Below are 21,479 nucleotides of genomic sequence, written 5' to 3'. Positions count from 1 at the left end.
CTTAATCGTTTTTATGCTCAGACTTTACCATTGTTTCAAGTTCGTTCATGAAGGCATCTACATCCTTAAACTGCCGGTAAACACTAGCAAAACGAATGTACGCAATCTCATCAACGTTTTTTAACTCATTCATTACAAATTTACCAATAATTTGACTTGAGACTTCACTTTCGCCAATACTCCGAACTTGTTTTTCAACTTTATCAGTAATCTTGGTCAAGCGTTCCATACTAACGGGTCTCTTTTCTGCCGATCGGACAATCCCATTAAGAATCTTTTGCCGACTAAATTCTTGCCGTGTCCCATCCTTTTTAATTACTAGCAGCGGCGTTTCCTCGTACCGTTCAAAGGTTGTAAAACGAAAGCCACAATGAACACACTCACGACGGCGGCGAATAAAGCTCCCGTCTTCACTTGGCCGACTGTCAACTACCCGTGATCCATTTTTGTGACAATGTGGACAGCGCAATGCGTCCCCCTCCTTTTTAGTATAAGTACTTTATTTTATCATATTACTCTGCTTTAAGCTGTTTTATTAGGGATGCGATCTGTTTTTGCAGTTCAACCTGGTCACCATTATTATTTATCTTAAAATCAGCTTGTTCTATTTTATCCGCTAATGGAAACTGAGCGGCAATGCGGGCACGAGCAGCCTGTTCAGAACAGTGGTCACGAGTCATCAAGCGTTTTAACTGTGTCTGCTGATCAGTATAAACAACCACTACATAATCACAATCTTCATCATAGTGCTGCTCAAATAGTAATGGGACATCCAAAACAACCAATGGTAATCCTTGCTTCTTAAGAGCAGTCGCACGGGCAAAAATTTTATCATGAATCAACGGCTGTAATAAGTCATCTAATCTTTTTAATGCCTCTTTATTATTAAAAACAATTTTTGCAAGAGCGGGACGATTTAATTCACCCGTCGGCAATAATACTTTGGGACCAAATACTTTTACAATCCTCGTTAATCCAACCGAATCAGGCGTTTGCACTTGGCGGGCTACTTCATCGGCATCAATCACCGGGATTCCGGCCTGCCGTAAAATATTGCTTACTGTTGTCTTTCCCGTCGCAATTCCACCAGTTAAGCCTATTATTTTTGTCATGTTCCTATTCCTTTAAAGCTTGACAATGCGGACAAAATGTCGTGCCCCGTTCCGCAACTTTAATCTTAACCATTTTAGTTCCACAGCGCGGACACTTATCTCCTGCATGACCATATGCATTTAACCGTTCCTGAAAAGCACCAGCGTCACCAAACGCATTTGTAAAACTATGAACCGTGGTTCCTTTAAACTTAATTGCCGTTGCCAGTTCCTTAATAATACTCTTGCGAAGTTCAGCTATTTGCTGGTCGGTGAGCGTGTTAGCAGGCTGTTCAGGATTTATTTTTGACATCCATAAAACCTCATCAACGTAGATATTACCCAAGCCGGCAACATGTCGCTGATTTAGCAAAAAAGGTTTTATTTTACCGTGGCTTTTTCTTAACTCCGCAGTAAAGAACGGCAGAGTAAAACTATCATCAGTTGGTTCAGGGCCAATTGTTTTTAAGCCGCCGACATTCATTTCATCGCCGGTTTTAACGAGGGTCATTCGACCAAATTTACGGGTATCCTGATAACATAATTCTGTCCCGTCCGTGAATTGAAAGACAACATGAGTATGCTTATCAATAGGCCCGCCAATTGGTTGATTATAGTACTTCCCTTCCATTCGCAAGTGGGAAACCATTGTCAGATCATTAGTAAAACGGAAAAGGAGGTACTTACCGCGACGATCGACCCGTTTAATTGTTTGACCGATTAAGGCTTGACGGAATGTTTCAACGTCATTAGTAATTGTTTTGCCATAATAAATGTCAATTGCATTAATTTTTCGTCCAGCAGCAATCTTCATTAGTCCGCGACGAACTGTTTCAACTTCTGGTAATTCAGGCATCTAATCCCTCCCAACTATTTTTTAAGGTCATACCAGGTATCACCATATTTACTATCGACTTTAAGCGGGACATCCAATTTAACTGCGGAATCCATTACTTTCGGCACTAATTCTGATAATACCGGTATTTCTTCTTTCGGAGCTTCAAATACTAATTCATCGTGGATTTGTAAAAGCATTTTAGCCTGCAAATGCCGTTTTTCAAGTTCATCTTGCATCCGAATCATCGCAATTTTAATAATGTCGGCAGCACTTCCTTGAATCGGCGTATTCATTGCTGTCCGCTCTGCAAATGACCGTTTGCTAAAACTTTTAGCATGGATATCAGGTAAGTAGCGGCGACGATGAGTAATTGTCTCAACATAACCATTTTCCTTAGCAAACGCAATCGTATCATTGATATATTTCTTTACTCCCGGGAACTCATGGAAGTAATTTTGGATAAATTCATGAGCTTCCGCACGACTGACGTGTATTCGCTGAGCCAGCCCATAATCGCTAATCCCATAAACAATTCCAAAGTTAACTGCTTTAGCCCGCCGTCGCATATTACGGTCAATTTCTGCATCAGGGGCTAAATGAAAGATTCGCCGTGCCGTACTTGCGTGAATATCCTCTCCATTTTTAAAATCATCTTGAAGGTTCTTATCTCCGGTAATGTGAGCAAGAACCCGCAATTCAACTTGGGAATAATCTGAGGAGAAAATCTGCCATCCTTCATGACTAGGGACAAAGGCTTTTCTAATTAACCGTCCTTCAGGCAAACGAACAGGAATATTCTGTAAGTTTGGATCAACAGAAGACAGCCTCCCCGTTTGTGTTAGTGTCTGCAGGTAACGTGTGTGAATCTTTTGATCATTTGAATGGATAACCTTTAACAAACCAGTAATATACGTCGATTGAAGTTTAGCGATTTGCCGGTACTCTAAGATTTGTTCAACGATTGGTGACTTGTCTGCTAACTTTTCTAGTGCGTCCACTGCAGTTGAGTATCCGGTTTTAGTCTTTTTGATTACCGGTAGTTTTAGTTTTTCAAAAAGAATATGCCCTAACTGCTTAGTCGAGTTAATATTAAACTCTTCGCCTGCTTCTTGGTAGATTTGGCTTTCAATTTCAGCAAGCCGTTCCGTCAATTTGCTTCCCATGTTCTTTAGGGTCTGCGCATCGACATGGACACCGGTAATCTCCATTTTCGCAAGAACCCGAGCTAACGGCAATTCAATATCGGTGTATAAAGGTGTTTGTTTATTTTCATCTAATTTGGCAAACAGATCTTTTCGTAAATGAGCGATTGCGCGTGCCTTGGTAGCAAGATGACTAAAGAAGACCTCATCATCATCGGGAACCGCTCGCTTTGCTCCCTTACCATAAACTTCCTCATCAGTTCGAACATCATCATAATCATGTTCTTGAGCAACCTGTCCAAGGTCGTTGCTATTATCATTCGTATTTAATAAGTAAGAAGCTAAAAGCAAATCAAAATTAATATCCTCTAACGAAATTCCAAGGCGATGAAGTCCAACGATTTGCGCTTTAGCATTAAAGACGTTTTTCTTAATACCGGTATTCTCTAACAGGTCTTTAAGGGGCGCTTCTTTAAGTAATTCCACATCGCGACTAGTAAACCAGCATTCGTCATTACCAATTACGAAACCAGCAAATGGTGAAGTGTGGTAGTTTGCTTCCGGCATTTCAAGATAAAAGCTCACTTCGCCCTTTAATTGTGCCAACTTAGTTAAATTATCCTTAGTTAAAACCGTGTAGCTAATTGGTGCAATCGTAGCTTCATCTTCATCTCCTACGTGGTCTGGGTCCATCTTTTTTAGGAATGATTTAAAGCCCATTTCCTTATAGAACTTAACTAATTCATCATTCTGCGGACCTTCGTACTTTAAGTCAGCTAAACTAATCTTAATCGGCGCATCACGAAGAATTGTTGCTAACGTCTTACATTGACGCGCAATCTCTTCGTCCTCAATCAAGTGCTCCTTCATTTTGCTCTTTTTTAGTTCATCAATATGCTCATAAAGCTCTTCTACTGAACCAAATTGTTTTACCAGCTTGATTGCTGTCTTTTCACCAATTTTAGTTACTCCAGGATAATTATCTGATGAATCGCCCATCAACGCTTTCATGTCAATAATCTGGCGAGGGGTAATCCCCAGTTTTTCTTCAACGTGTGCTGGAGTGTAGTGTTCAGTGTCAGTGACACCTTTATGCGTAACCGCAACAGTTGTATTCTCACTTGCCAATTGGGTCAGGTCACGATCACCGGTTACAATCAATGTCTTGTAGCCAGCATCATCAGCCTGCTTAGCCAAGGTTCCAATAATATCATCAGCTTCGTAATTAGCCAAATCGTAACTATGTAATCCAGAATCTTTTATTAGTTCCCGAACATAAGGAATTTGTTCTGTTAATTCATTAGGTGTTTTGTTGCGTCCGCCCTTATAATCATCATACATTTTTGTTCGAAATGTTACCTTGCCAGCATCAAAGGCTACTAAGGCAGCATCCGGCTTGAAATTTTGCAATACATGGTCAAGCATTAGCTTAAAACCATAGATAGCCGCTGTATGTAATCCATCCTTATTGGTGAACTTATCCATTTGATTATGCATGGCAAAAAATGCCCGGAAAACAATGCTATTTCCGTCAATTAACAATAACTGTTTTGTCATTTAATTCCCGCCCTTCTATCGCTAGTAATAATTGTACCAAAGAATATAGCAATGGTTTAGTTTCTTGACTAAAGATTTAAGCTATAATTATGCTGAAAACCATTACATGTGAGATGAACTTCATGGATAAACTTATAAATTATCATAAACCGGCAGAAGCACGCCTTTTTGCCCTCCTCCTTACCTTCAGCGGCGGTTTTATCGATGCTTTTACATATATTAAGTGCGGACGAACAATGGCCGCAGCACAAACTGGGAACATTATTTTCCTCAGCGCTGCACTAGCTAATCATAACTTCCTGGGGGTTGTCGACCGGCTCGGCTCACTAATTGCCTTTATTATCGGATTAGCAATGGTCAGCATTCTTCATGCCCGCTTAAGAACCGATTATTGGCGAGTAGTTTGCCTATTGCCAATCCTATTAGTCGGTACAGTCATCGGCTTTCTTCCCGATACTTTTCCAGATTACCTAATGGTGCCTGCTGTTTCATTCGGGTTAGCAATGCAAAGTGCCGCTTTCAGTAAAATTGAGGGGCTTGGTTACAACAGTGTCTTTACTAGTGGCAGTGTCAAAAAGGCGGCCGTGGCGTGGAGTGAATATTATTTTCATCACGATTATTCCCAACGTAAGGCTGCACTTAGTTATCTAACAATCGTCATTTGTTTTACTCTTGGCGCAATTATCTCAGCACAATTACTTCCTTTTTTCCGGATGAAAACCATCTGGATCGCCACTTTCTTAATTCTCGTAACTGATAGTTCTTATTATTTAACCAAGAAGAAAAAAGCTAATAAAAATAACCGTCAAAAAAAGGAAAGCTGAATCGTCAACTTTCCTTTTTATTAATTTCGATCACTCATTCCAAAAATTTGAAGAAGTGAAATAAAGAGGTTTACAAAGTCTAAGTACAATTGAAGCGCACCAAGAACTGCTAGACCAGTAGTTGATACCTCGCCGCCATAATTGACGTAAATCTGCTTCATCTTTTGTGCATCCCATGCAGTCAAAACCGTAAAGATAATAACGGCAATGAAGGAGAAGATGTAAGCAATGGCCGGACTTTGTAAGAACATATTAATAAGGTAAGCAATCATCAAAGCAACTAATGCTGCCATTGCATGAGCACCAAATTTACTTAAGTCACGCTTGGTAATAGTACCGTACAGTGCCATCGTAACAAATACGGCTGCGGAGGATACAAAGGCTGATGCAATGCTTGCTCCTGAATAAACACCAGCAATAATCGCAAATTCAACACCGTAGATTACTGCTGTCAGCATCAGCATGATAAAAGCACCAACCGGGTTCCGCGTTGCACTAAAGCTTACCCCCATCGATAGGACAATTGGTAATAATAGGATTACCCAAACCATTCCGGGATGAGCACCGAAGAAGCCAAAAACGGCACTACGGAAAACTCCCATGGTCAAGTATGCACTAAATGCTGAAACAAGAACAGCTAAAGTCATGTTCCCATACATTCGGGTCAAAAAGCTGTTTAAGCCAGCCGAATCGGTAACAACTCGCCGTCCTGGCTCTTGAGAAAAGTTGTTCATCAATACTCCCTCTTTCTGTCTAATTTGACTTTATTTGACTATTATAAAAATGGTAGCAAATGCCACCATTTCATTCAAGCAAATCTTTTACTATTTTAACAATTCTTTGTACTTTTCTTCGTACTTTTCAACGTCGCCGGCACCCATAAAGACAACCACAGCGTTATGGTATTGCAAAAGCTTGTCTACTGTATCCATATCAATACCTTCACTGCCATCAATCCGTTTTTCTAAGTCGGCACTAGAAATGTTACCTGCATTTTCTCGAATTGAGCCAAAGATTGGGGTAACAAACGTCTTATCGGCTCTGCTAAGCGATTCAGCAAAGCCATCAATATAAGCAGCAAGCCGTGAATATGTATGTGGTTGAAAAACAGCGATAACTTGACGGTCAGGGTACTTTTGACGAGCAGCATCAATCGTTGCCTTAATCTCACTTGGGTGGTGAGCATAATCATCAATGATTGTTGTATCGGCAATATCAGTTTCACTGAAACGCCGCTTTACCCCGCTAAAGTTTCCTAATTCTTGGCGGATCTTATCCATATCCATGTGTTCCATGTACGCAACAGCAAGGACAGCCAAACTATTTAATACACTATGCTCACCGTATAAATGAATGGTAAAAGTTCCAAGTTTCTGATCGCGGAAATAAGCATCATAAGTCGATCCTTCTGGTGTCCGCTGAATATTTTCTGCACGGAAGTCATCATCAGGATTAGTTCCATAATAGTAAACTGGAACATCAACGTTCAAGTTCCGCAGACTAGGGTCGTCTCCCCAAGCAAATATTGCCCGCTGAACTTGTTTACCATAAGTTTCAAATGAATCACGGACATCTGCCAAATCGTTAAAGTAATCTGGATGATCAAAGTCCACATTGGTCATAATTGCATAATCTGGGTGGTAAGCAAGGAAGTGGTCGCGATATTCATCGGCTTCAAAAACAAAGAAGCGAGCGTCAGCATTTCCCTTACCAACACCATCACCGATCAAGTAGCTTGTTGGTTCAACCGCAGCTAAAACATGTGACAATAATGCAGTCGTGCTGGTTTTGCCATGAGCCCCGGCAATCCCGATACTGGTATGGTTTTTTACCTCATTTTCAACGGCCTCAGGATAGCTTAAAATCTCAAGGCCTAATTCATGTGCACGTTTAATCTCCGGGTGATCATCATCAAAGGCATTCCCCTGAATCACAATCATCCCTGGTTTTAAATTGGCTGGATCAAATGGCAAAATCTTAATTCCCGCCGCTAATAATGGCGCTTGTGTAAATGTTTCTTTTTCAATATCTGAACCTAGTACTTGGTGTCCTTTATCATGAAGGATACGTGCTAAAGAGGCCATTCCGGTCCCTTTAATACCAACAAAGTAATATGTCTTTTGTTCCATCAATCCAATTCCTTTCAACAATTCAATTTAAAATAAATGCGAGGGGTCGGTCAGTACTATTAAGTATCATGTGACCCATCCCTCACTAAATAATAAAGCATTATAAAATTTTGGCAATAGTAATCAGGTGTTTTTATTAGTTTTCTGGAAAGAAAGTATCTGCCTTAGCAAAATCAACCGGTTCGCCAACTGCTTGCCAGTCATCTGGAATAATAAACAAGCCCTTTTCATCTGGGGCATTCTTAATCCGCAGTTCACGGAAACCACAAAGCATTCCGTCACTATCAACACCCATTAATTGTCCTGGCCAAATGATCTTTCCGTCTGGCATCATTGCCCCTGGACGTGCAACAACGACCTTAATTCCTTCCGCAACATTAGGAGAACCGCACACGATCTGAACAGTTTTATCATCAGCGATCCGTGTCTGGGTCACCTTTAAGTGGTCAGACTTAGGATGGTCAGTAATCTTTTCTACATAACCAACTACAAACTTAGGATCTTCATCGGCAGCTAAAAGCTTATCAAACCCCGCTTCCTTAAGTTTTGCGTTTAATTTTTCAACTTGGGCAGCATTTAAAAATACCTGTCCGTTTTCGCTTGTTAATTCTGGTAAGATCTTGCTAGCGTTCATAAAGTTATAGCCTAGTAATTCACCATCTTTTTCAGCAGTGATCTGAGCTACATCATCAGCAATCTTAGTAATTTGGTTATCCGCATCAGGAGCGGTGATAACGACTAAAATGTCACCTAATTCATTAGGATTGTAACTTGAAATTAACATCAAATATTCCTCTCTCTAATATAATCTACCATTTTATATTATTACACAAAAAGAAGGCTATGAAAATCTAATTTAAAGCTAATAAAGGAGGCTGAGTAAATCAGTCCCTTTATCAAAAATTTTCACAGCCCTATTATTTTACAAACTTCTTAAAAAATCTTCAACTTGTTGCTTAGTTTTCCGATCTTTATTGACAAAACGGCCAATTTCTTTACCATTATCATATACAATGAAACTTGGAATGCCAAATACATTCAATTCAGCGGCAAGATCGATATTTTCATCGCGATCAACTTCATAGAAAGTATAATCAGCGAAGTCTTGTTCAATCTCAGGCATTGCAGGCTTGATAAAGCGGCAATCAGGGCACCAGCCAGCTGTAAAAAACAGGACAACCCTGCCATTGCCGATGGTCTCAATTAATTGATCTTCTTTTAATTGTGGTAATCTTTCCATAATCCTCATCCCTATATCATTTTAGCAATATTATACCACATTACTTATCTATTGTAAGTGATTTGCTTATCAAGATTAGATATTTGGCTTTTAAGAATCAAAAATGATAAAATAGGCTAGAAAGTTAGGAACGAATTAAATTTAAATAGTGAAGGAAGCAATCATATGAATGCAAGTAATAACTCCCTCAATCCATGGGTAATTCCCGTAACGCTCGGTGCTTCAGGCATTGCTGGTTTTATCGCTGGCAAACTTTTCGGTAGTCGGCAGATATCCGCTGACCGAATTTTAAAACTCGTTAAAAACGATTTTGCCGATGAAGGCGCTGTAACCGATAGTTGGATTAACGATACTGCAGTTCCGTTTCAACGGTTTGCCGTTAAAAGCAAGGCCTATGAAGGGGGCATTTCCAGATTAGAAGATGGCGAGAAAGTCAACTACGAGTTTATCGCTGATGCATATACCGGAAGTTTGTTAGAATTAAAACGAATTGAAAATGATTAAGCATTATTTTTTTAGGAAGCTGGGAATTAACTCAGCTTCCTTATTTTTTAAACTGATACCCGACAAATACTAAAATTTATCCTGCCTAATCAGTAATCGTTTCTACAAAGGTCGGCTATAATAGGAATAATAATTATAAGACGGAGGACGATTATGATGAACCTTAATGATGCAATTCAAGAATGCTGGGACAAAATCGACGAAGGACAAGTTGCAACCTATATTCCGGGCTTAGCAAAAGTTGACCCTTACCAACTTGGCGTCTATTTATTTGACGTTGCTAATGACAAGCGGTGTCAGGCTGGCGCATCACGAGTTCGTTTTGCGATAGAAAGTGTTTCAAAGGTCATTACCTTACTCTACGCAATTGAACGATTAGGACTTACCGCAGTGGAAGCACAAGTCGGCACACGGCAAACCGGCTTCCCCTTCGATACAATCCTTAATATGGAAATCACCAAGGAAACCCACCCGCTCAATGCTTTTATTAATAGCGGGGCCATTCTGATCTCCTCTTTAATTGAAGAAGAAGACGGTCAGTCACCTTTTGAACAAATTCTTAATTTTACCCGCGAAATTTGCAATGATCCCGAAATTACCCTTGAGAACGGAATCTACCAATCAGAATTACGCACTGGCGACATGAACCGGTCTTTAGCCTATTATCTCAAGGCAAAAGGGGCTTTAAACAATGACGTTACGACCAGCCTCGATACTTACTTCAAACAGTGTTCGATGATGGTTACCTGCGAGAGCTTAGCTAACCTCGGGGCCGTTCTCGCTAATGATGGAATCGCGCCGTGGAATGGAGAACGAATCATCTCTAGTGCAGCCGCAACATACACAAAATCAGTGATGATGACAACTGGTCTTTATAATGAATCGGGAACATATTCAGTTAAAATTGGCGTGCCAACAAAAAGCGGCGTTGGCGGCGGCTTAGTAGCAGCTGCACCAAATCATTACGGAATCGGTATCTTTAGCCCGGCCTTAGATCACGCAGGAAATAGCGTTGCTGGATTAGCCCTCCTTGAATTAATCAGTAAAGAATTAAAGCTCAGTATTTTTAAATACTAGTAAAAGACTTTTACCATGGCTACTTCATTACTAACCGCCAGGAATCGTAAATATCCGCATTTATTGATATAAAAAGGTATACAAATAGCCTCTGAAGCTCGGTAATCCGAACTCTAGAGGCCTTCTTTTACTTAAAATTAGCGATTAACTTATAGATTGGTTGACCTTTGGCAGCAAATTTTTGTTCATATTCCGTTTCAACATTATGCTCATTCTCTTCGCTATGATGAAGGTCAAGCCATACGCCGTCAAAGATCATTCCATAATTGTTCATACTTTCCAAAGAGAATTCAAACAATCCCATATTATCAGTCTTTAACTCAATAACTCCCTGATCCTGTAAAATCTTCTCATAAGTTGCTAAGAATGTCTTATAAGTCAACCGTCGTTTTGCATGACGTTTCTTTGGCCATGGATCAGAAAAGTTTAGATACATCTTTGTAACTTCGCCATCTTCAAAGTATTCTCGCAGGTCTTCACCATCACCGCAGATCAGTTGCAAGTTAGGAAGTTCTTCTTCCAGCGCCTTTTTTAGGGCGATTGCCGCAACTGTCCGTTGAATCTCCAAACCGATAAAATTAATCTCTGGATGAGCTTTTGCCATGCCAATGATAAATTGACCCTTTCCCATCCCAACTTCAAGATGGAGGGGCTGCTTCTTGGCAAACCGTGACTGCCACTTACCCTTTAACTCAGGGGCATTGTCGACCATCATTTCCGGGTGGGCAGCAATTAATGGATCAGCCCACTTTTTATGTTTAACACGCATAACTTAAAATCCTCATTTCATTAATTTTTTTACTCTGACATTAAAGTAGAAGCGAATTAATAAGAACACTTCAACTGCTGCAATAATTAAGTTAACTGCCATCTGACCGACATTAAGCTGCCAGCCAACACTAGCAAGAGCAATTAGTAAAGCCTCCAGTGACGTCACTTTCGCTAATAATTGCTTAAAATCGGCCTGTTGTTGATTAGCGGGAATTGGGTAGATATGGGTAAAGACGTTTGCCTCATATTGGTCATAAAGGGGCATTAGCTGGGTCGCAATCAGGTAGATAAATAAAACAACAACCACCGTACTAAGCCATCCTGCTGGCAATAAAAAGACAATTATCATCCCCAACAGAGTCAGGCGGCTTACGATCCCACTAACCTCGGTACTACGAACAAAAGCACGAGCATATAGATATGACCATGGCTGGCCATTCTTGCTTAACCACTGGACGAGACCATCCGCCCACTTGCGACGCTTCGTATTCCCCTGAACACTTGGCACATCGGTAAAGAGGTTAAAGAAACGGTAGACGCTATACATCCGATCTTGTTCCGCCTTAACCGCGATTCGCCAATTAACTGCTAAATCACGATAGTAGCCAATTACTGCTAAGTACAAAATTAGGGCAACAACAAGACCAACATAAGGGTTAACCAGCCACATCACAGTTGAAGCTAATAGGGGATTTACCCAGTATTCTAACCGGGTCCGCCACTGTTGGCTACCCCATCGTAAGCTAAGCGACTTACGGGCAATATGCATCCAATCCGCCTTGTTAATAATCGCCACTAAAAAGATTGCCACAATCTCAGGACCAGTTAACCTCTCAGTCGTTAAGGCAAATGGCAAGGCAATAAAGGTCCCAACCACCGTCATTATCTCAGCTAAAATCAAGCTATACCAAGTTGCCTGATTAAGGTACCGATGGATTCCTTCAACCTGCGGCAATAGGAAAACAGGATCAGGCTTTTTTATTAATGTTGCCAACCGACCGATCTGGGCAATGACTGTAAACCAACCAATCAAGATTAACCGCGTCCACCATTCATGAGGGCCGAGCGTTGGCAGCCATTGCGAATATCCATATGCGAGGGCACCAAAAAGGAAAAACAGTGCAATTACAAAGTGGTCATTGAACACTAACCGCCAGTAACGTAGTAAGAGCATGAAGTGTTGACTACGGCGTTTACTAAATAGCTTATTCATCACGATCACCCTTTGCAAGATGCAGGTAGATCTCATCAAGGGACTCACCAGCATGATTACCGGCTGCCCGTAGTTCTTCAAGCGTTCCGTGAGCACGAACCTTGCCGTCAGCTAATAGGACAAACCGGTCACAATACCGTTGCGCCGTGTCAAGAACGTGGGTTGACATTAAAACCGCTACCCCTTCTTCTTTCTTTTGCTCAATTAGCTCAAGCAGGTCATGAACAGCCAATGGATCCAACCCATAAAACGGTTCATCAACGATCAGGAGCTTAGCCTTCGTCATAAAGGCACAGCAGATCATCACCTTTTGTTTCATTCCTTTAGAAAAGTTAGCAGGAAACCAGTCTAACTTATTATCAAGCCGAAAAAGTTTAAGGAGCTTTGTTGCCCGCTGCCAAGCTGCATCATGGTCAAGCTGGTAAGCCATAATGGTCAGGTCAATATGTTCACGAAGGGTCAATTCATCATAAAGAATTGGCGTTTCCGGAACATAGGCAATCTGCTTTTTATACTCTTCTGGATTGGCTTGGATAGTGAGTCCATTAATTTTTATTGAGCCAGAAAACGGCCGTAATAAACCGATAACATGATTAAGGGTCGTTGATTTTCCCGCACCGTTTAGCCCAATCAAACCAACAAGCTCTCCCGGTTGAACATCAAAACTGACATCTTTAAGGACGGGGATCTGTGAATACCCACCGACAAGTTTATTTATCTCTAAAGCCATTATTCATCCCTTCTTATTATTGCTTAGTCATATCTTTTAATTATATCATAGGTTATTTCTTCCGCTAAATCATGCATAGTGTCAATTTTTTCGGTATACTTAGGGTAAGTCTAAACCTCAAAAGGAGTGAAAAAAATGGATAATAATTGTATTTTCTGTAAAATCATTAAAGGTGAGATTCCTAGCTACACTGTCTATGAAGATGATGTTGTCAAAGCTTTCCTTGATATTTCTCAAGGAACACCCGGTCACACCCTTGTTATTCCAAAAAAGCACGTTCCTGACTTGTTCGCCTACGATGCTGATTTAGCAGCACAAGTATTTGCCCGCATTCCAAAGATTGCTCGAGCTGTTAAAGCTTCTAACCCTGCTATTAAGGGAATGAATGTAGTTAATAACAACGGAGAAGTTGCTTACCAGTCAGTTTTCCACTCTCACTTCCACTTGGTTCCGCGCTACACTAGCGCTGACGATTTTAAGATGATTTTTAAGGATAATTCCGGTAATTATAACGATGAAAAGTACAAGGAAATTCAAAAAGCAATCATTGATCAAATGAAAGAAGACTAGTTTATGCAACAACTAAAAGAAATCCAAACTAGCTTACGAAAGCTTAGCAACGATGTGACGCAGCTACAGGAAAACATCAGCGATCTACAAGCTGCTCTCCCCGCTGTAGCCAGTTTTGTTAGTGAAGTTAAGCGTGATGTAAAGAAGTGGCAGTTTAAGACCCAGCCACGGCTAAATCGTATCCAGATTATTCTTGATGTGTTAAAGATTGATTCAGATGAACAAAAAAAATAAGGCTACGGGAAAAATTTTCCCTAGCCTTATTTTTTTGCGGTACTTATTTATTTGAACTAGCGCTACTGCTGTTATTGGAGCTGCTGGTAGTAGCATTAGAGTTAAGATAATCATCAAGAATATTCTTAACATCATTTTCCTTGATTGATACATTTCCCTTCTTCAAGACATTTGAAACAACCTTCCGCATAAAGTTTTGGTTATTCATATTTTCTTGAACGATCTGGTTCTTCAAATCATTAATGTGTTGGCTCTTCTTACCTTTAGCCGGATGCTCAATCATGTAGATAACTTGGTAACCATCATCAGTCTTAACAGGGGTGGTAGTGTATTCACCGGTCTTCAACTTAAAGGCTGCCTTCTTGTAAGCAGAGTCTAATTGGTTATCAGTATTATCAAAGGCAGGAATCTTACCGCCATTATTCTTTGTTTGACTATCAGTTGATTTAGACTTAGCAAGTTTCTTAAAAGTCTTGTACTTGTTGCTGGAGTCATTTAACTGGTTAATGATGTCTTCTGCATCACTCTTACTACCAACAAGGATCGTTGCTGTCTGAACTTTCGGTTGATACTTAGTCCATTGCTTATCAATCTGCTTATTAGTAATGTGCGAGTAATGACGGGCAGCAGCAGTTAATAGCAAGTTTGACCGAATTTGCTGTTTCAAAGACTTTTCAGTTAAGTTTTGACTTTGTAAGTATGAATTAAAGTCAGCCCCATATTCGCTCTTGTAAGTATTGCACTGGGCATTAACCTGCTTATCGCTAACTTCCTTGCCATATTGTTTTTCTAAGACCTTATCCAAAATCATTTGTTGGAGAACCTGCTTACCAGCACTAGTCTGTTTCATGCTGCTATAGTATTCGCTTTCCGTGATCTTACCGCCGCTAGTTGTAGCAACTGCCTTATTTCCACAAGCAGCTAGGGGCATCATCAAAGCTGCCCCGGCGATAATTGCAATTAACTTTTTGGATTTCATATAAGAAACACATCCTTAAACAAAATATTTTTTCGATAACTTCACTCATCCAATATACCACACTTATTTTTTCGTGCCAGTCTAGTAAAAAAATGTTTAGATCATCTTCATAATTTATTCATGATTTAATGCTTGGAGGTCGATAATCTTTATCCCTAGTTCTTTAATCCGCTCATTAGCAGTAAAATATATAACCTGATTTTTTACAGCGATTTTTTCTAATAAGGCCAGCATCCGTTGCCGACGAACATTATCGAAATTAACAAAGCCGTCATCGATAATTATCGGGAAGTTTGCTTGATCACTCATTACCGTTACAAAGCCGAGACGTAATGAAATATATAGCTGCTCTGCTGTGCCCTGGGATAATTCTTCAACCAAAAATGCTTCGTGGTCGGCACGGATAACCTTGATTCCATCCACCGTTAAATTAATCTTAGTGTAACGGTGGTTAGTTAAGAGGGCAAAATACTTCTCAGCTTGGCGGATAATTGCTGGGTACCGATCGGCTGAAGCACCAGCAAGAGCCTTATTGATCCACTCAACCGCTAATTGATAGTGTAACCATTCCTGAACTTCATGCCAAATCTTTGATGCTAGGTTGGCCCGTTCCTGCTCAAGATTGCTTAAAGTCCCATCTTCAACCAGGCTTGTAATTTCCACCTTATCCTGCTGAACTTTTTCTTGCGCCTTAGTAATCGTTAAGCTTAACTGATCAATCTGTTTTTGTATATCTGCAAAGGAAGACATCAATTCATCTTTATTCGCATACCTCGATAATGCTTGGCGATCCGCGGCGGTTAGCTGTTGTCCATAAGCATCAGACGCCAGCGCCTGTGATTGGGCAGCCGCTCGTTGGGCTAAGTATCGGGTAAACTGCTGGTCATCATGAACACCAGCTTGCTGATAAAGAATCATCTTTTGGCGATAAACCTTATCATATGCTTGATTGAGGCGAGCTAAATTACTAGCAATCGTTGCTTTTTCCCGCGTATTCGCTTGGATATTTTGTCGTGCCTGCTGACGCTGTTCAAGCAAATCATCAAGTTTAGCTTTAACGGAACTGAGGGGAAGCTTTTGCAAGGCAGACGGCAATTGCTGGAAAAAGGCCGCTAATTGATGATTATACCTTTGCTGGTCCTGCATAGCCGTCTTTATTTGGGAAACTAACTCAACCGCTCGCTGTAAATCACCCTGCATCATTAACCACTGAGTAGGAGGAAAATCCTGTAAGCCATATTTTTGCCCAAATGCGTTTATTGCCGGTAAATTATCTTTTATCGTAGTTGAATTTTTATGTGATCCTTGTCGCTGATAATACAGGTACATGACTGTCGCAAAGGCCATAATTGCTCCAAGTGCCGTAATAAAAGGGACATTAACCAGCAAACCGATAATAAAGAGAACAAAGCCCCCCACTATACCAAACATAGACGCGCGTGAAAGGTCACCTGATAATTGGTTATCATTAGTCCGTGAAACCGAATTAGTATTAAGTAATTGGGTAAGTTCTGACTTTGCTCGTGAATCTAATGGTGCTGGCAATGGATGATGGTACCGATCTTTAATCGTGGTTAACTCATGCTGCCAATTATTGATACGGGTCTGCTGACGCTGCTGCAAGGCTTGTTCAGCCTGCAATTCAACCGCTCGTTCTTTGAGCCGTTGCAGGGCTTGAATACTCTGCACGGTTTGGTGAGGCGGTTGGGCATGAGAATCATCGATTACGGTTAGCCGTTGTTGGTAGTTTTCCTGTTGACGCTGAATTTCTTTCTCCTTAGCCTGCAACTCTTGTACGGTTATGACTTGTTGATCAGTTAGATAGTCGCCGGTTGTACTGGTTTGCTGATTATTTCGCCATTTATGGTAAACCGACCATAGCTGACGTAAATGTTCAAGTTGCTGTAAGACCGGTTTTTGATGTTTCAATTCTGTTCGGGCTTGTTGCAATATTTTTTGATTGCTCTTTAAGTCCGCTTGCAAATCCTGATAACGCTGAAATTTACCACGGGCGTGATTAATCTTATCTGTTAAGTCCGCATAGTGGTGAAGGTCTTGATTTAATGGCCATTTCCGCCCACGTGGCTTATAAAGGCGGTCTGCATCTTTTTGGTACTGATCAATCAACTGGTCCCATTGTGCACTTCCCACAGCTCCCAATTGTTGCAAATATTGCTGCCAGTCCTCGCGATTAATTTCATCAATCGCCGCTAAATCGCGCTGACCAAAACTAAACAGGGCTTGATAGAGTGACCGATTCATCGTGCCAATCAATTTTTCTAATTCTTGCTCACCACCTTGATGACCCTGGGAATCCGTTATAGTAACTTTACCCCCATTACGGCCGCGTTGACGTTTGATTAAATAATCCTGATCATTAACTTCAACTAATAGACTACCGCCATAGCTAGAAGTATCTTTAGGAATATATTGGGCAAAACGGTTCTTGCCTCGACCATCTGCGAAGCCAAACAGGATACTAACTAAAAAAGCCATTAAAGTTGTTTTACCTGCTTCATTGGGGCCATAAATTATTTGCGGGTTTGCTGTAAAATCGAAATCCTGATCATGCCATTTACCAAAGCCATCAATATGAGCTTTTTTTATTTTCATTTACTAATCCTCCCGCCGTAACAATTGGGTTGTTGCTTGCTTCAACTGCTCAAGGTCGAGGGCCGCTAGTTTATCTGCTAAATCCGCTTCCCGCGCTAAACTTTTTGTCAGTTCGGCAATCCGCACAGGGGTAAATACTTGTTTAGCAGCTTCCTGCCAGTAGTCCTCATCTAAATCAGTCATTGAAGGCAATGAGCTCTGCTGATGAATTAGTAAATCATAAATCCACCAGTTATTATTAGCCTTATTTTGAGTTTGAAGGTGTTCAAGCATATCCCCATTAGCAAGCAAGTGCCGAACCGCTGATGGAAGGTGGTCACTCCCCTCAATCGTAAGTGCAATAAGTTGAAATGGTGTCTTTTTAGCTTTTGCAGCAATCTGTTGAGATAAGGATCGCTCAAATTCTGTAAGGTTAGCCGCTGGAATTGCAGTAACATTTACCGTTGACCATTCAATTCCGGCAACCGCATTAAAGTGCGGGACAAGTCTTTTACCATGACTCTCAACAAGATAGTAGCCGTGCTGCCCAGGCTCATTTTTATGCCGTCCCTGCGGATTACCGCTATACACAATTGGCGGATTTGTGGCAAGCAACTGGTGCTTATGGATGTGTCCCAGTGCCCAATAATCATAATTTTTACTTACTAATTCGGAAATAGTGAACGGAGCATAGTGGTTAGCTGTGCTTTGCTGAACCGCCCCGTGTAACATTCCAATATGCCAGACTGTGTTTTCCTTTTGGGGATAGCCGTTTACCTGGTCTTCTTCAATCCAGCGTTGATCATAACTAAAGCCAGATATTGCAACAGTCTCGTGGTTTGCTAACGTAAGGACAGTTGTTGTTACCTGATTGCCAAAAACGTAGACATTAGCTGGCAGACTATCTGTTCCGTGAACAACATGATAATCATGATTACCATAAAGTAAATAGACAGGAATCTGCGCCTTATTAAGCCGTTCACATTGTTGGGTGAAAAAATCAATAGCCGCAACGCTCTGCTGATCACGGTCGTAAATATCACCACTAATTAAAACAAAGTCGACTTGCAAGTTAATCGCATCGTCAACAATCTTTTGAAAAGCCATAAAAGTAGATGAATGCACCCGTTCCCACAATGACGTTGGCATCGCCGTCAGCCCTAAGAAGGGACTATCTAGGTGTAAATCTGCTGTATGAATAAATCTCATAATTATTTCTCCGTTATTGATATAATAGCTTAAACACTGAAGGGGCTGAGAAAAAACGAAAGTTTTCTCCCAGCCCCTTACTCATTAAATGAGATTAATTATTCTTGTCCCGGCATCTTTGGCATTACTTCGCTATAAAGGTCTTGAATTGGACTTGTGATTGTCTTGTTCAATTGTTGAAGCATACTGTCAACTTGTCGTTCTTGATTCATCAAATCTTGAACAACCTTTTTACCGCTTACTTCCTTGGCAAGGTTTTGAATATTTTTAATTTCATCATCAGTTGGTTGTTGACCAGTCATTTGCTTATGTTGAGCATCCGCTTGCGCTTGTTGGAACTTCTTAAAAGTATCAAAAGTTTCACTGTCAGCCTTTAATGCTTCAAAAGCCGTTTTTAAGCCTTGATATTCTTGGGTTTCGCGCAATTGGCGACTAAGTTCGTTTGCAGTATCGTAAATGTTTACAACCATATGAAAGTCTCCTTTATATCATTCTTAAATCTAATTGTATCATATTATCCTAGAAAAGCGATCGAACATTACTCCACCACTGACTAGCCTTATTACCAAAGTTATTAATCGACTGGTTGAAGTTATTTACAAAATTATCACCATCTTTGAGGAAGGATCCCCAACCCTTTGATGAACCTTTTGTCTGATCGTTTGCCCGTGTTTGGGCGTCTTCAACGGTAAATTTAGTTCCGGCAGTATTTGGTAAAATTGCGCTCATTTCGTTCTTATAGAGATAATTAATACTCCGCTCCGAAATATCATTTAAGGTGTGGCTTTGGTTCGTATCATCGTAACCTTCCCATGTGGCAACGACCACATCCGGTGTGTAACCGACGATCCATTTATCGCGATCATTAGAATCGTCTCCCTTGACCCCAGAATTAGTTGTTCCCGTTTTACCAGCCAGCGTATAACCACTCGGCTTAGCGGTCTCACCAGTTCCGTGGTCAAATACGCCAATTAACATACTAGTCATTTCTTTAGCGGTTTTACCAGAAATGATCCGCTTATTCTTTGTACCATCATTTTTAGCAATTACTTTTCCAGATGCATCTTCAATCTTTGTAATGTAGTGCGGTGACGGCATTAGCCCATCATTAGCAAAAACGGCATACGCGCGGGCCATTTGCTGCGGTGATACCCCCTTAGTCATTCCACCAAGGGCAAGTGCTAAGTTCTTATCACCCTTCTCAACGGGCAGGCCAAATTTTTCAGCCATATCGTATCCCCGATTAACACCAATCTTATTTAACAGCCAAACTGCCGGAGCATTAAGACTCTCATAAAGAGCTTTATACATTGGCACTGTCCCGCTATAAGTATCGTCATAGTTCTTTGGCGTGTAATTATTGGTACCATAAGACTGCTTCTTATCTTGAAGGGTTGAGTCGTAGAAATATCCATGCTCAAGGGCTGGCGTGTAAACTACGATTGGCTTTATCGTTGAGCCTGGTTGACGCCTCATCTGCGTAGAACGGTTAAAGCCACAGAAAACATGTTTCCCCCGGCCACCAACAACTGCGGTAACACCGCCATTCTTCGGATTCATAGCGATTGAGGCTGATTGAACCATTGTCCCATCGGCTGAGTTCTGAGGGAAGTTATCATCATCATCATAAGTCTGCTGCATTGACCGTTGCTGGTTCTGGTCAAGAGTCGTATAAATCCGATAACCATTATTCATAATATCTTTTTCAGAAATATGGTACCGACTCTCTGCTTCCGCAATTACCGCATCAAAGAAGTACGGGTATTTATAACTATCATTTGGTACGTAACCGTTAGTAACATTCAACGGTGTTTGCTTATACTGGTCCGCCGCACTTTGGCTTATTTTATGATTTTCAACCATCAGCTGAAGAACCATATTTCGACGCTGTTTTGTTGCGCTAGGGTGTTCAATTGGATCATATATTCCTGGCGAGGTCAGCATCCCCGCTAACGTTGCTGCTTGTGGGACTGTCAACTGACTAGCATTTTCATTAAAGTAGCGTTTAGCCGCGTCTTGAACCCCCCATACCCCGTGTCCGAAGTAGGCATTATTGAGGTACATCGTTAAGATCTCATTCTTGCTATATTGGTTTTCAACCTCAACAGCAATAAAGATTTCCCGTGCTTTTCGCGAAAAAGTCTGCTGCTGGGTTAGGAAGGCATTCTTAACTAACTGCTGGGTCAAAGTACTACCCCCACCAGAAATATAATCACGATGTAAGAGCTTATTTTTCACTAATAAGAAACCAGCCCGCCCCAAGCCTTTGACAGAAAAGCCATGTTCGTGATAAAAGTTACGGTCTTCGGTTGAAAGAACCGCTGCAGGAACATTTGTCGAAATATTTTTTAATTCTACGTAAGTTCCTTTTTGGGCATACAGGCTCCCGGCTGATTGATTACTACGGTCATAAATCATTGTTGGCCGTTGCAACCGGTTCTTAAGGTTTTTAACATCTGCTGTTTTAGCAACAAATGTCAGATGGATACTGGCAATCAAGAAGATTCCCAGGAAAATAACAATAATCCATCGCGTTAATTGATAACGGTGCCAAAACTTTTTCAGCATCGCAATAAAGAGCTGCCAATAGTGTTTAAACCAAACTCGGAATGATGACCAAGCCTTTTTTAACCACTGCAAGATTCGCTCTTTCAAATCTGGATTAGATTGTGGTTCACGATTCATTAACAAATCTCCATTTTCATTTCAAAAAGCTGACAATTATTTTATCACATTTTGATAAACGAGAAGATAGTTTCACAGTTACCTTTACCATAAG

21 protein-coding genes are annotated in these 21,479 nt (G+C 40.9%); 5 read left to right on the top strand and 16 right to left on the bottom strand.

All coding sequences use genetic code 11. The features are described 5' to 3' along the window. Position 1: 1 nt before the first annotated feature. From nrdR to polA, 4 genes are read right to left on the bottom strand one after another with little or no spacing between them, the layout of a single operon-like run. Positions 2-469, bottom strand: a complete 468-nt coding sequence (gene nrdR, locus IEU90_RS07740) for a transcriptional regulator NrdR (RefSeq protein WP_153710347.1) — start codon at positions 467-469, stop codon at positions 2-4. A gap of 43 nt (positions 470-512) precedes the next feature. Beyond that, positions 513-1,112, bottom strand: a complete 600-nt coding sequence (gene coaE, locus IEU90_RS07735; RefSeq protein ID WP_188357950.1) for a dephospho-CoA kinase — start codon at positions 1,110-1,112, stop codon at positions 513-515. A gap of 4 nt (positions 1,113-1,116) precedes the next feature. Further along, positions 1,117-1,947: a bifunctional DNA-formamidopyrimidine glycosylase/DNA-(apurinic or apyrimidinic site) lyase gene (gene mutM / locus IEU90_RS07730; protein WP_153710349.1), complete on the bottom strand. Its 831-nt coding sequence runs from the start codon at positions 1,945-1,947 to the stop codon at positions 1,117-1,119. Between the two features lie 14 nt (positions 1,948-1,961). Then, the gene (gene polA, locus IEU90_RS07725; RefSeq protein WP_153710350.1) at positions 1,962-4,628 is read right to left on the bottom strand and encodes a DNA polymerase I; all 2,667 of its coding nucleotides are present in this window, start codon (positions 4,626-4,628) and stop codon (positions 1,962-1,964) included. Positions 4,629-4,750: 122 nt separating this feature from the next. Here polA and IEU90_RS07720 point away from each other — a divergent pair, with 122 nt between their 5' ends. Further along, positions 4,751-5,452, top strand: a complete 702-nt coding sequence (locus IEU90_RS07720; RefSeq protein WP_153710351.1) for a YoaK family protein — start codon at positions 4,751-4,753, stop codon at positions 5,450-5,452. A gap of 20 nt (positions 5,453-5,472) precedes the next feature. Here the strand turns inward: IEU90_RS07720 and IEU90_RS07715 are convergent, their stop codons facing one another. The 4 genes from IEU90_RS07715 to IEU90_RS07700 all read right to left on the bottom strand — a co-directional run bounded on the left by IEU90_RS07715 (position 5,473) and on the right by IEU90_RS07700 (position 8,821). Further along, positions 5,473-6,186, bottom strand: a complete 714-nt coding sequence (locus tag IEU90_RS07715; RefSeq protein ID WP_153710352.1) for a Bax inhibitor-1/YccA family protein — start codon at positions 6,184-6,186, stop codon at positions 5,473-5,475. Positions 6,187-6,276: 90 nt separating this feature from the next. Next, positions 6,277-7,581 (bottom strand): UDP-N-acetylmuramate--L-alanine ligase, encoded by a 1,305-nt coding sequence (murC, locus tag IEU90_RS07710; RefSeq protein ID WP_153710353.1) that lies wholly within the window; start codon positions 7,579-7,581, stop codon positions 6,277-6,279. Positions 7,582-7,717: 136 nt separating this feature from the next. Beyond that, entirely contained in the window at positions 7,718-8,365 is a 648-nt protein-coding gene (gene ytpR, locus IEU90_RS07705) for a YtpR family tRNA-binding protein (protein ID WP_153710354.1), read from the bottom strand. Positions 8,366-8,503: 138 nt separating this feature from the next. Then, positions 8,504-8,821 carry a thioredoxin family protein gene (locus IEU90_RS07700; RefSeq protein WP_153710355.1) on the bottom strand — a complete coding sequence of 106 codons (318 nt, stop codon included), beginning with the start codon at positions 8,819-8,821 and terminating at the stop codon, positions 8,504-8,506. A 165-nt stretch (positions 8,822-8,986) separates the two neighbouring features. On the opposite strand from IEU90_RS07700, the gene IEU90_RS07695 reads away from it, so the two are divergent. Next, on the top strand, positions 8,987-9,325 hold the full coding sequence (locus IEU90_RS07695; RefSeq protein WP_153710356.1) for a PepSY domain-containing protein: 339 nt from the start codon (positions 8,987-8,989) through the stop codon (positions 9,323-9,325). Between the two features lie 156 nt (positions 9,326-9,481). Beyond that, on the top strand, positions 9,482-10,402 hold the full coding sequence (gene glsA / locus IEU90_RS07690) for a glutaminase A (RefSeq protein WP_153710426.1): 921 nt from the start codon (positions 9,482-9,484) through the stop codon (positions 10,400-10,402). A gap of 127 nt (positions 10,403-10,529) precedes the next feature. On the opposite strand, the gene trmB is transcribed toward glsA, so the two are convergent. Genes trmB through IEU90_RS07675 form a run of 3 tightly spaced genes read right to left on the bottom strand, consistent with a single transcriptional unit; the run spans position 10,530 to position 13,116 of the window. Next, entirely contained in the window at positions 10,530-11,171 is a 642-nt protein-coding gene (trmB, locus tag IEU90_RS07685; RefSeq protein WP_153710357.1) for a tRNA (guanosine(46)-N7)-methyltransferase TrmB, read from the bottom strand. 12 nt (positions 11,172-11,183) lie between these two features. Next, on the bottom strand, positions 11,184-12,386 hold the full coding sequence (locus IEU90_RS07680) for an ABC transporter permease (protein ID WP_153710358.1): 1,203 nt from the start codon (positions 12,384-12,386) through the stop codon (positions 11,184-11,186). Next, on the bottom strand, positions 12,379-13,116 hold the full coding sequence (locus IEU90_RS07675) for an ABC transporter ATP-binding protein (RefSeq protein ID WP_153710359.1): 738 nt from the start codon (positions 13,114-13,116) through the stop codon (positions 12,379-12,381). The genes IEU90_RS07680 and IEU90_RS07675 overlap by 8 nt, the downstream gene beginning before the upstream one ends. Before the next feature lie 135 nt (positions 13,117-13,251). On the opposite strand from IEU90_RS07675, the gene IEU90_RS07670 reads away from it, so the two are divergent. Next, positions 13,252-13,686, top strand: coding sequence for an HIT family protein (locus IEU90_RS07670; RefSeq protein WP_153710360.1), 435 nt, complete (start codon positions 13,252-13,254; stop codon positions 13,684-13,686). A 3-nt stretch (positions 13,687-13,689) separates the two neighbouring features. Further along, a complete protein-coding gene (locus IEU90_RS07665) occupies positions 13,690-13,920 on the top strand; it encodes a hypothetical protein (protein ID WP_153710361.1) in 231 nt (76 codons plus the stop codon). Between the two features lie 43 nt (positions 13,921-13,963). Here IEU90_RS07665 and IEU90_RS07660 read toward each other — a convergent pair whose 3' ends face one another. From IEU90_RS07660 to IEU90_RS07640, 5 genes are all read right to left on the bottom strand, one after another. After that, the gene (locus IEU90_RS07660; protein WP_188357949.1) at positions 13,964-14,899 is read right to left on the bottom strand and encodes a peptidylprolyl isomerase; all 936 of its coding nucleotides are present in this window, start codon (positions 14,897-14,899) and stop codon (positions 13,964-13,966) included. A gap of 114 nt (positions 14,900-15,013) precedes the next feature. Further along, positions 15,014-17,512 carry an ATP-binding protein gene (locus IEU90_RS07655; protein WP_153710363.1) on the bottom strand — a complete coding sequence of 833 codons (2,499 nt, stop codon included), beginning with the start codon at positions 17,510-17,512 and terminating at the stop codon, positions 15,014-15,016. Positions 17,513-17,515: 3 nt separating this feature from the next. Further along, positions 17,516-18,700 (bottom strand): metallophosphoesterase family protein, encoded by a 1,185-nt coding sequence (locus tag IEU90_RS07650; protein ID WP_188357948.1) that lies wholly within the window; start codon positions 18,698-18,700, stop codon positions 17,516-17,518. A 98-nt stretch (positions 18,701-18,798) separates the two neighbouring features. Further along, positions 18,799-19,170, bottom strand: a complete 372-nt coding sequence (locus IEU90_RS07645; protein ID WP_153710365.1) for a YlbF family regulator — start codon at positions 19,168-19,170, stop codon at positions 18,799-18,801. A 49-nt stretch (positions 19,171-19,219) separates the two neighbouring features. Beyond that, positions 19,220-21,385 carry a PBP1A family penicillin-binding protein gene (locus IEU90_RS07640; RefSeq protein WP_153710366.1) on the bottom strand — a complete coding sequence of 722 codons (2,166 nt, stop codon included), beginning with the start codon at positions 21,383-21,385 and terminating at the stop codon, positions 19,220-19,222. Positions 21,386-21,479: the final 94 nt, after the last annotated feature.

Origin of the sequence: Limosilactobacillus caviae (assembly GCF_014635905.1) — a bacterium.
GTDB lineage: Bacteria > Bacillota > Bacilli > Lactobacillales > Lactobacillaceae > Limosilactobacillus > Limosilactobacillus caviae.
The sequence above is the reverse complement of the archived record's forward strand: the minus strand, read 5'-3'. Positions and strand labels throughout refer to the sequence as shown.

Coding starts and splice junctions, on each gene's coding strand:
- glsA (WP_153710426.1), top strand. CDS start 9,482: ATGAACCTTAATGATGCAATTCAAGAATGCTGGGACAAAATCGACGAA.
- IEU90_RS07640 (WP_153710366.1), bottom strand. CDS start 21,385: ATGAATCGTGAACCACAATCTAATCCAGATTTGAAAGAGCGAATCTTG.
- murC (WP_153710353.1), bottom strand. CDS start 7,581: ATGGAACAAAAGACATATTACTTTGTTGGTATTAAAGGGACCGGAATG.
- IEU90_RS07650 (WP_188357948.1), bottom strand. CDS start 18,700: ATGAGATTTATTCATACAGCAGATTTACACCTAGATAGTCCCTTCTTA.
- IEU90_RS07715 (WP_153710352.1), bottom strand. CDS start 6,186: ATGAACAACTTTTCTCAAGAGCCAGGACGGCGAGTTGTTACCGATTCG.
- mutM (WP_153710349.1), bottom strand. CDS start 1,947: ATGCCTGAATTACCAGAAGTTGAAACAGTTCGTCGCGGACTAATGAAG.
- coaE (WP_188357950.1), bottom strand. CDS start 1,112: ATGACAAAAATAATAGGCTTAACTGGTGGAATTGCGACGGGAAAGACA.
- IEU90_RS07655 (WP_153710363.1), bottom strand. CDS start 17,512: ATGAAAATAAAAAAAGCTCATATTGATGGCTTTGGTAAATGGCATGAT.
- polA (WP_153710350.1), bottom strand. CDS start 4,628: ATGACAAAACAGTTATTGTTAATTGACGGAAATAGCATTGTTTTCCGG.
- ytpR (WP_153710354.1), bottom strand. CDS start 8,365: ATGTTAATTTCAAGTTACAATCCTAATGAATTAGGTGACATTTTAGTC.
- trmB (WP_153710357.1), bottom strand. CDS start 11,171: ATGCGTGTTAAACATAAAAAGTGGGCTGATCCATTAATTGCTGCCCAC.
- IEU90_RS07700 (WP_153710355.1), bottom strand. CDS start 8,821: ATGGAAAGATTACCACAATTAAAAGAAGATCAATTAATTGAGACCATC.
- IEU90_RS07680 (WP_153710358.1), bottom strand. CDS start 12,386: ATGAATAAGCTATTTAGTAAACGCCGTAGTCAACACTTCATGCTCTTA.
- IEU90_RS07665 (WP_153710361.1), top strand. CDS start 13,690: ATGCAACAACTAAAAGAAATCCAAACTAGCTTACGAAAGCTTAGCAAC.
- IEU90_RS07670 (WP_153710360.1), top strand. CDS start 13,252: ATGGATAATAATTGTATTTTCTGTAAAATCATTAAAGGTGAGATTCCT.
- IEU90_RS07645 (WP_153710365.1), bottom strand. CDS start 19,170: ATGGTTGTAAACATTTACGATACTGCAAACGAACTTAGTCGCCAATTG.
- IEU90_RS07660 (WP_188357949.1), bottom strand. CDS start 14,899: ATGAAATCCAAAAAGTTAATTGCAATTATCGCCGGGGCAGCTTTGATG.
- IEU90_RS07695 (WP_153710356.1), top strand. CDS start 8,987: ATGAATGCAAGTAATAACTCCCTCAATCCATGGGTAATTCCCGTAACG.
- IEU90_RS07675 (WP_153710359.1), bottom strand. CDS start 13,116: ATGGCTTTAGAGATAAATAAACTTGTCGGTGGGTATTCACAGATCCCC.
- IEU90_RS07720 (WP_153710351.1), top strand. CDS start 4,751: ATGGATAAACTTATAAATTATCATAAACCGGCAGAAGCACGCCTTTTT.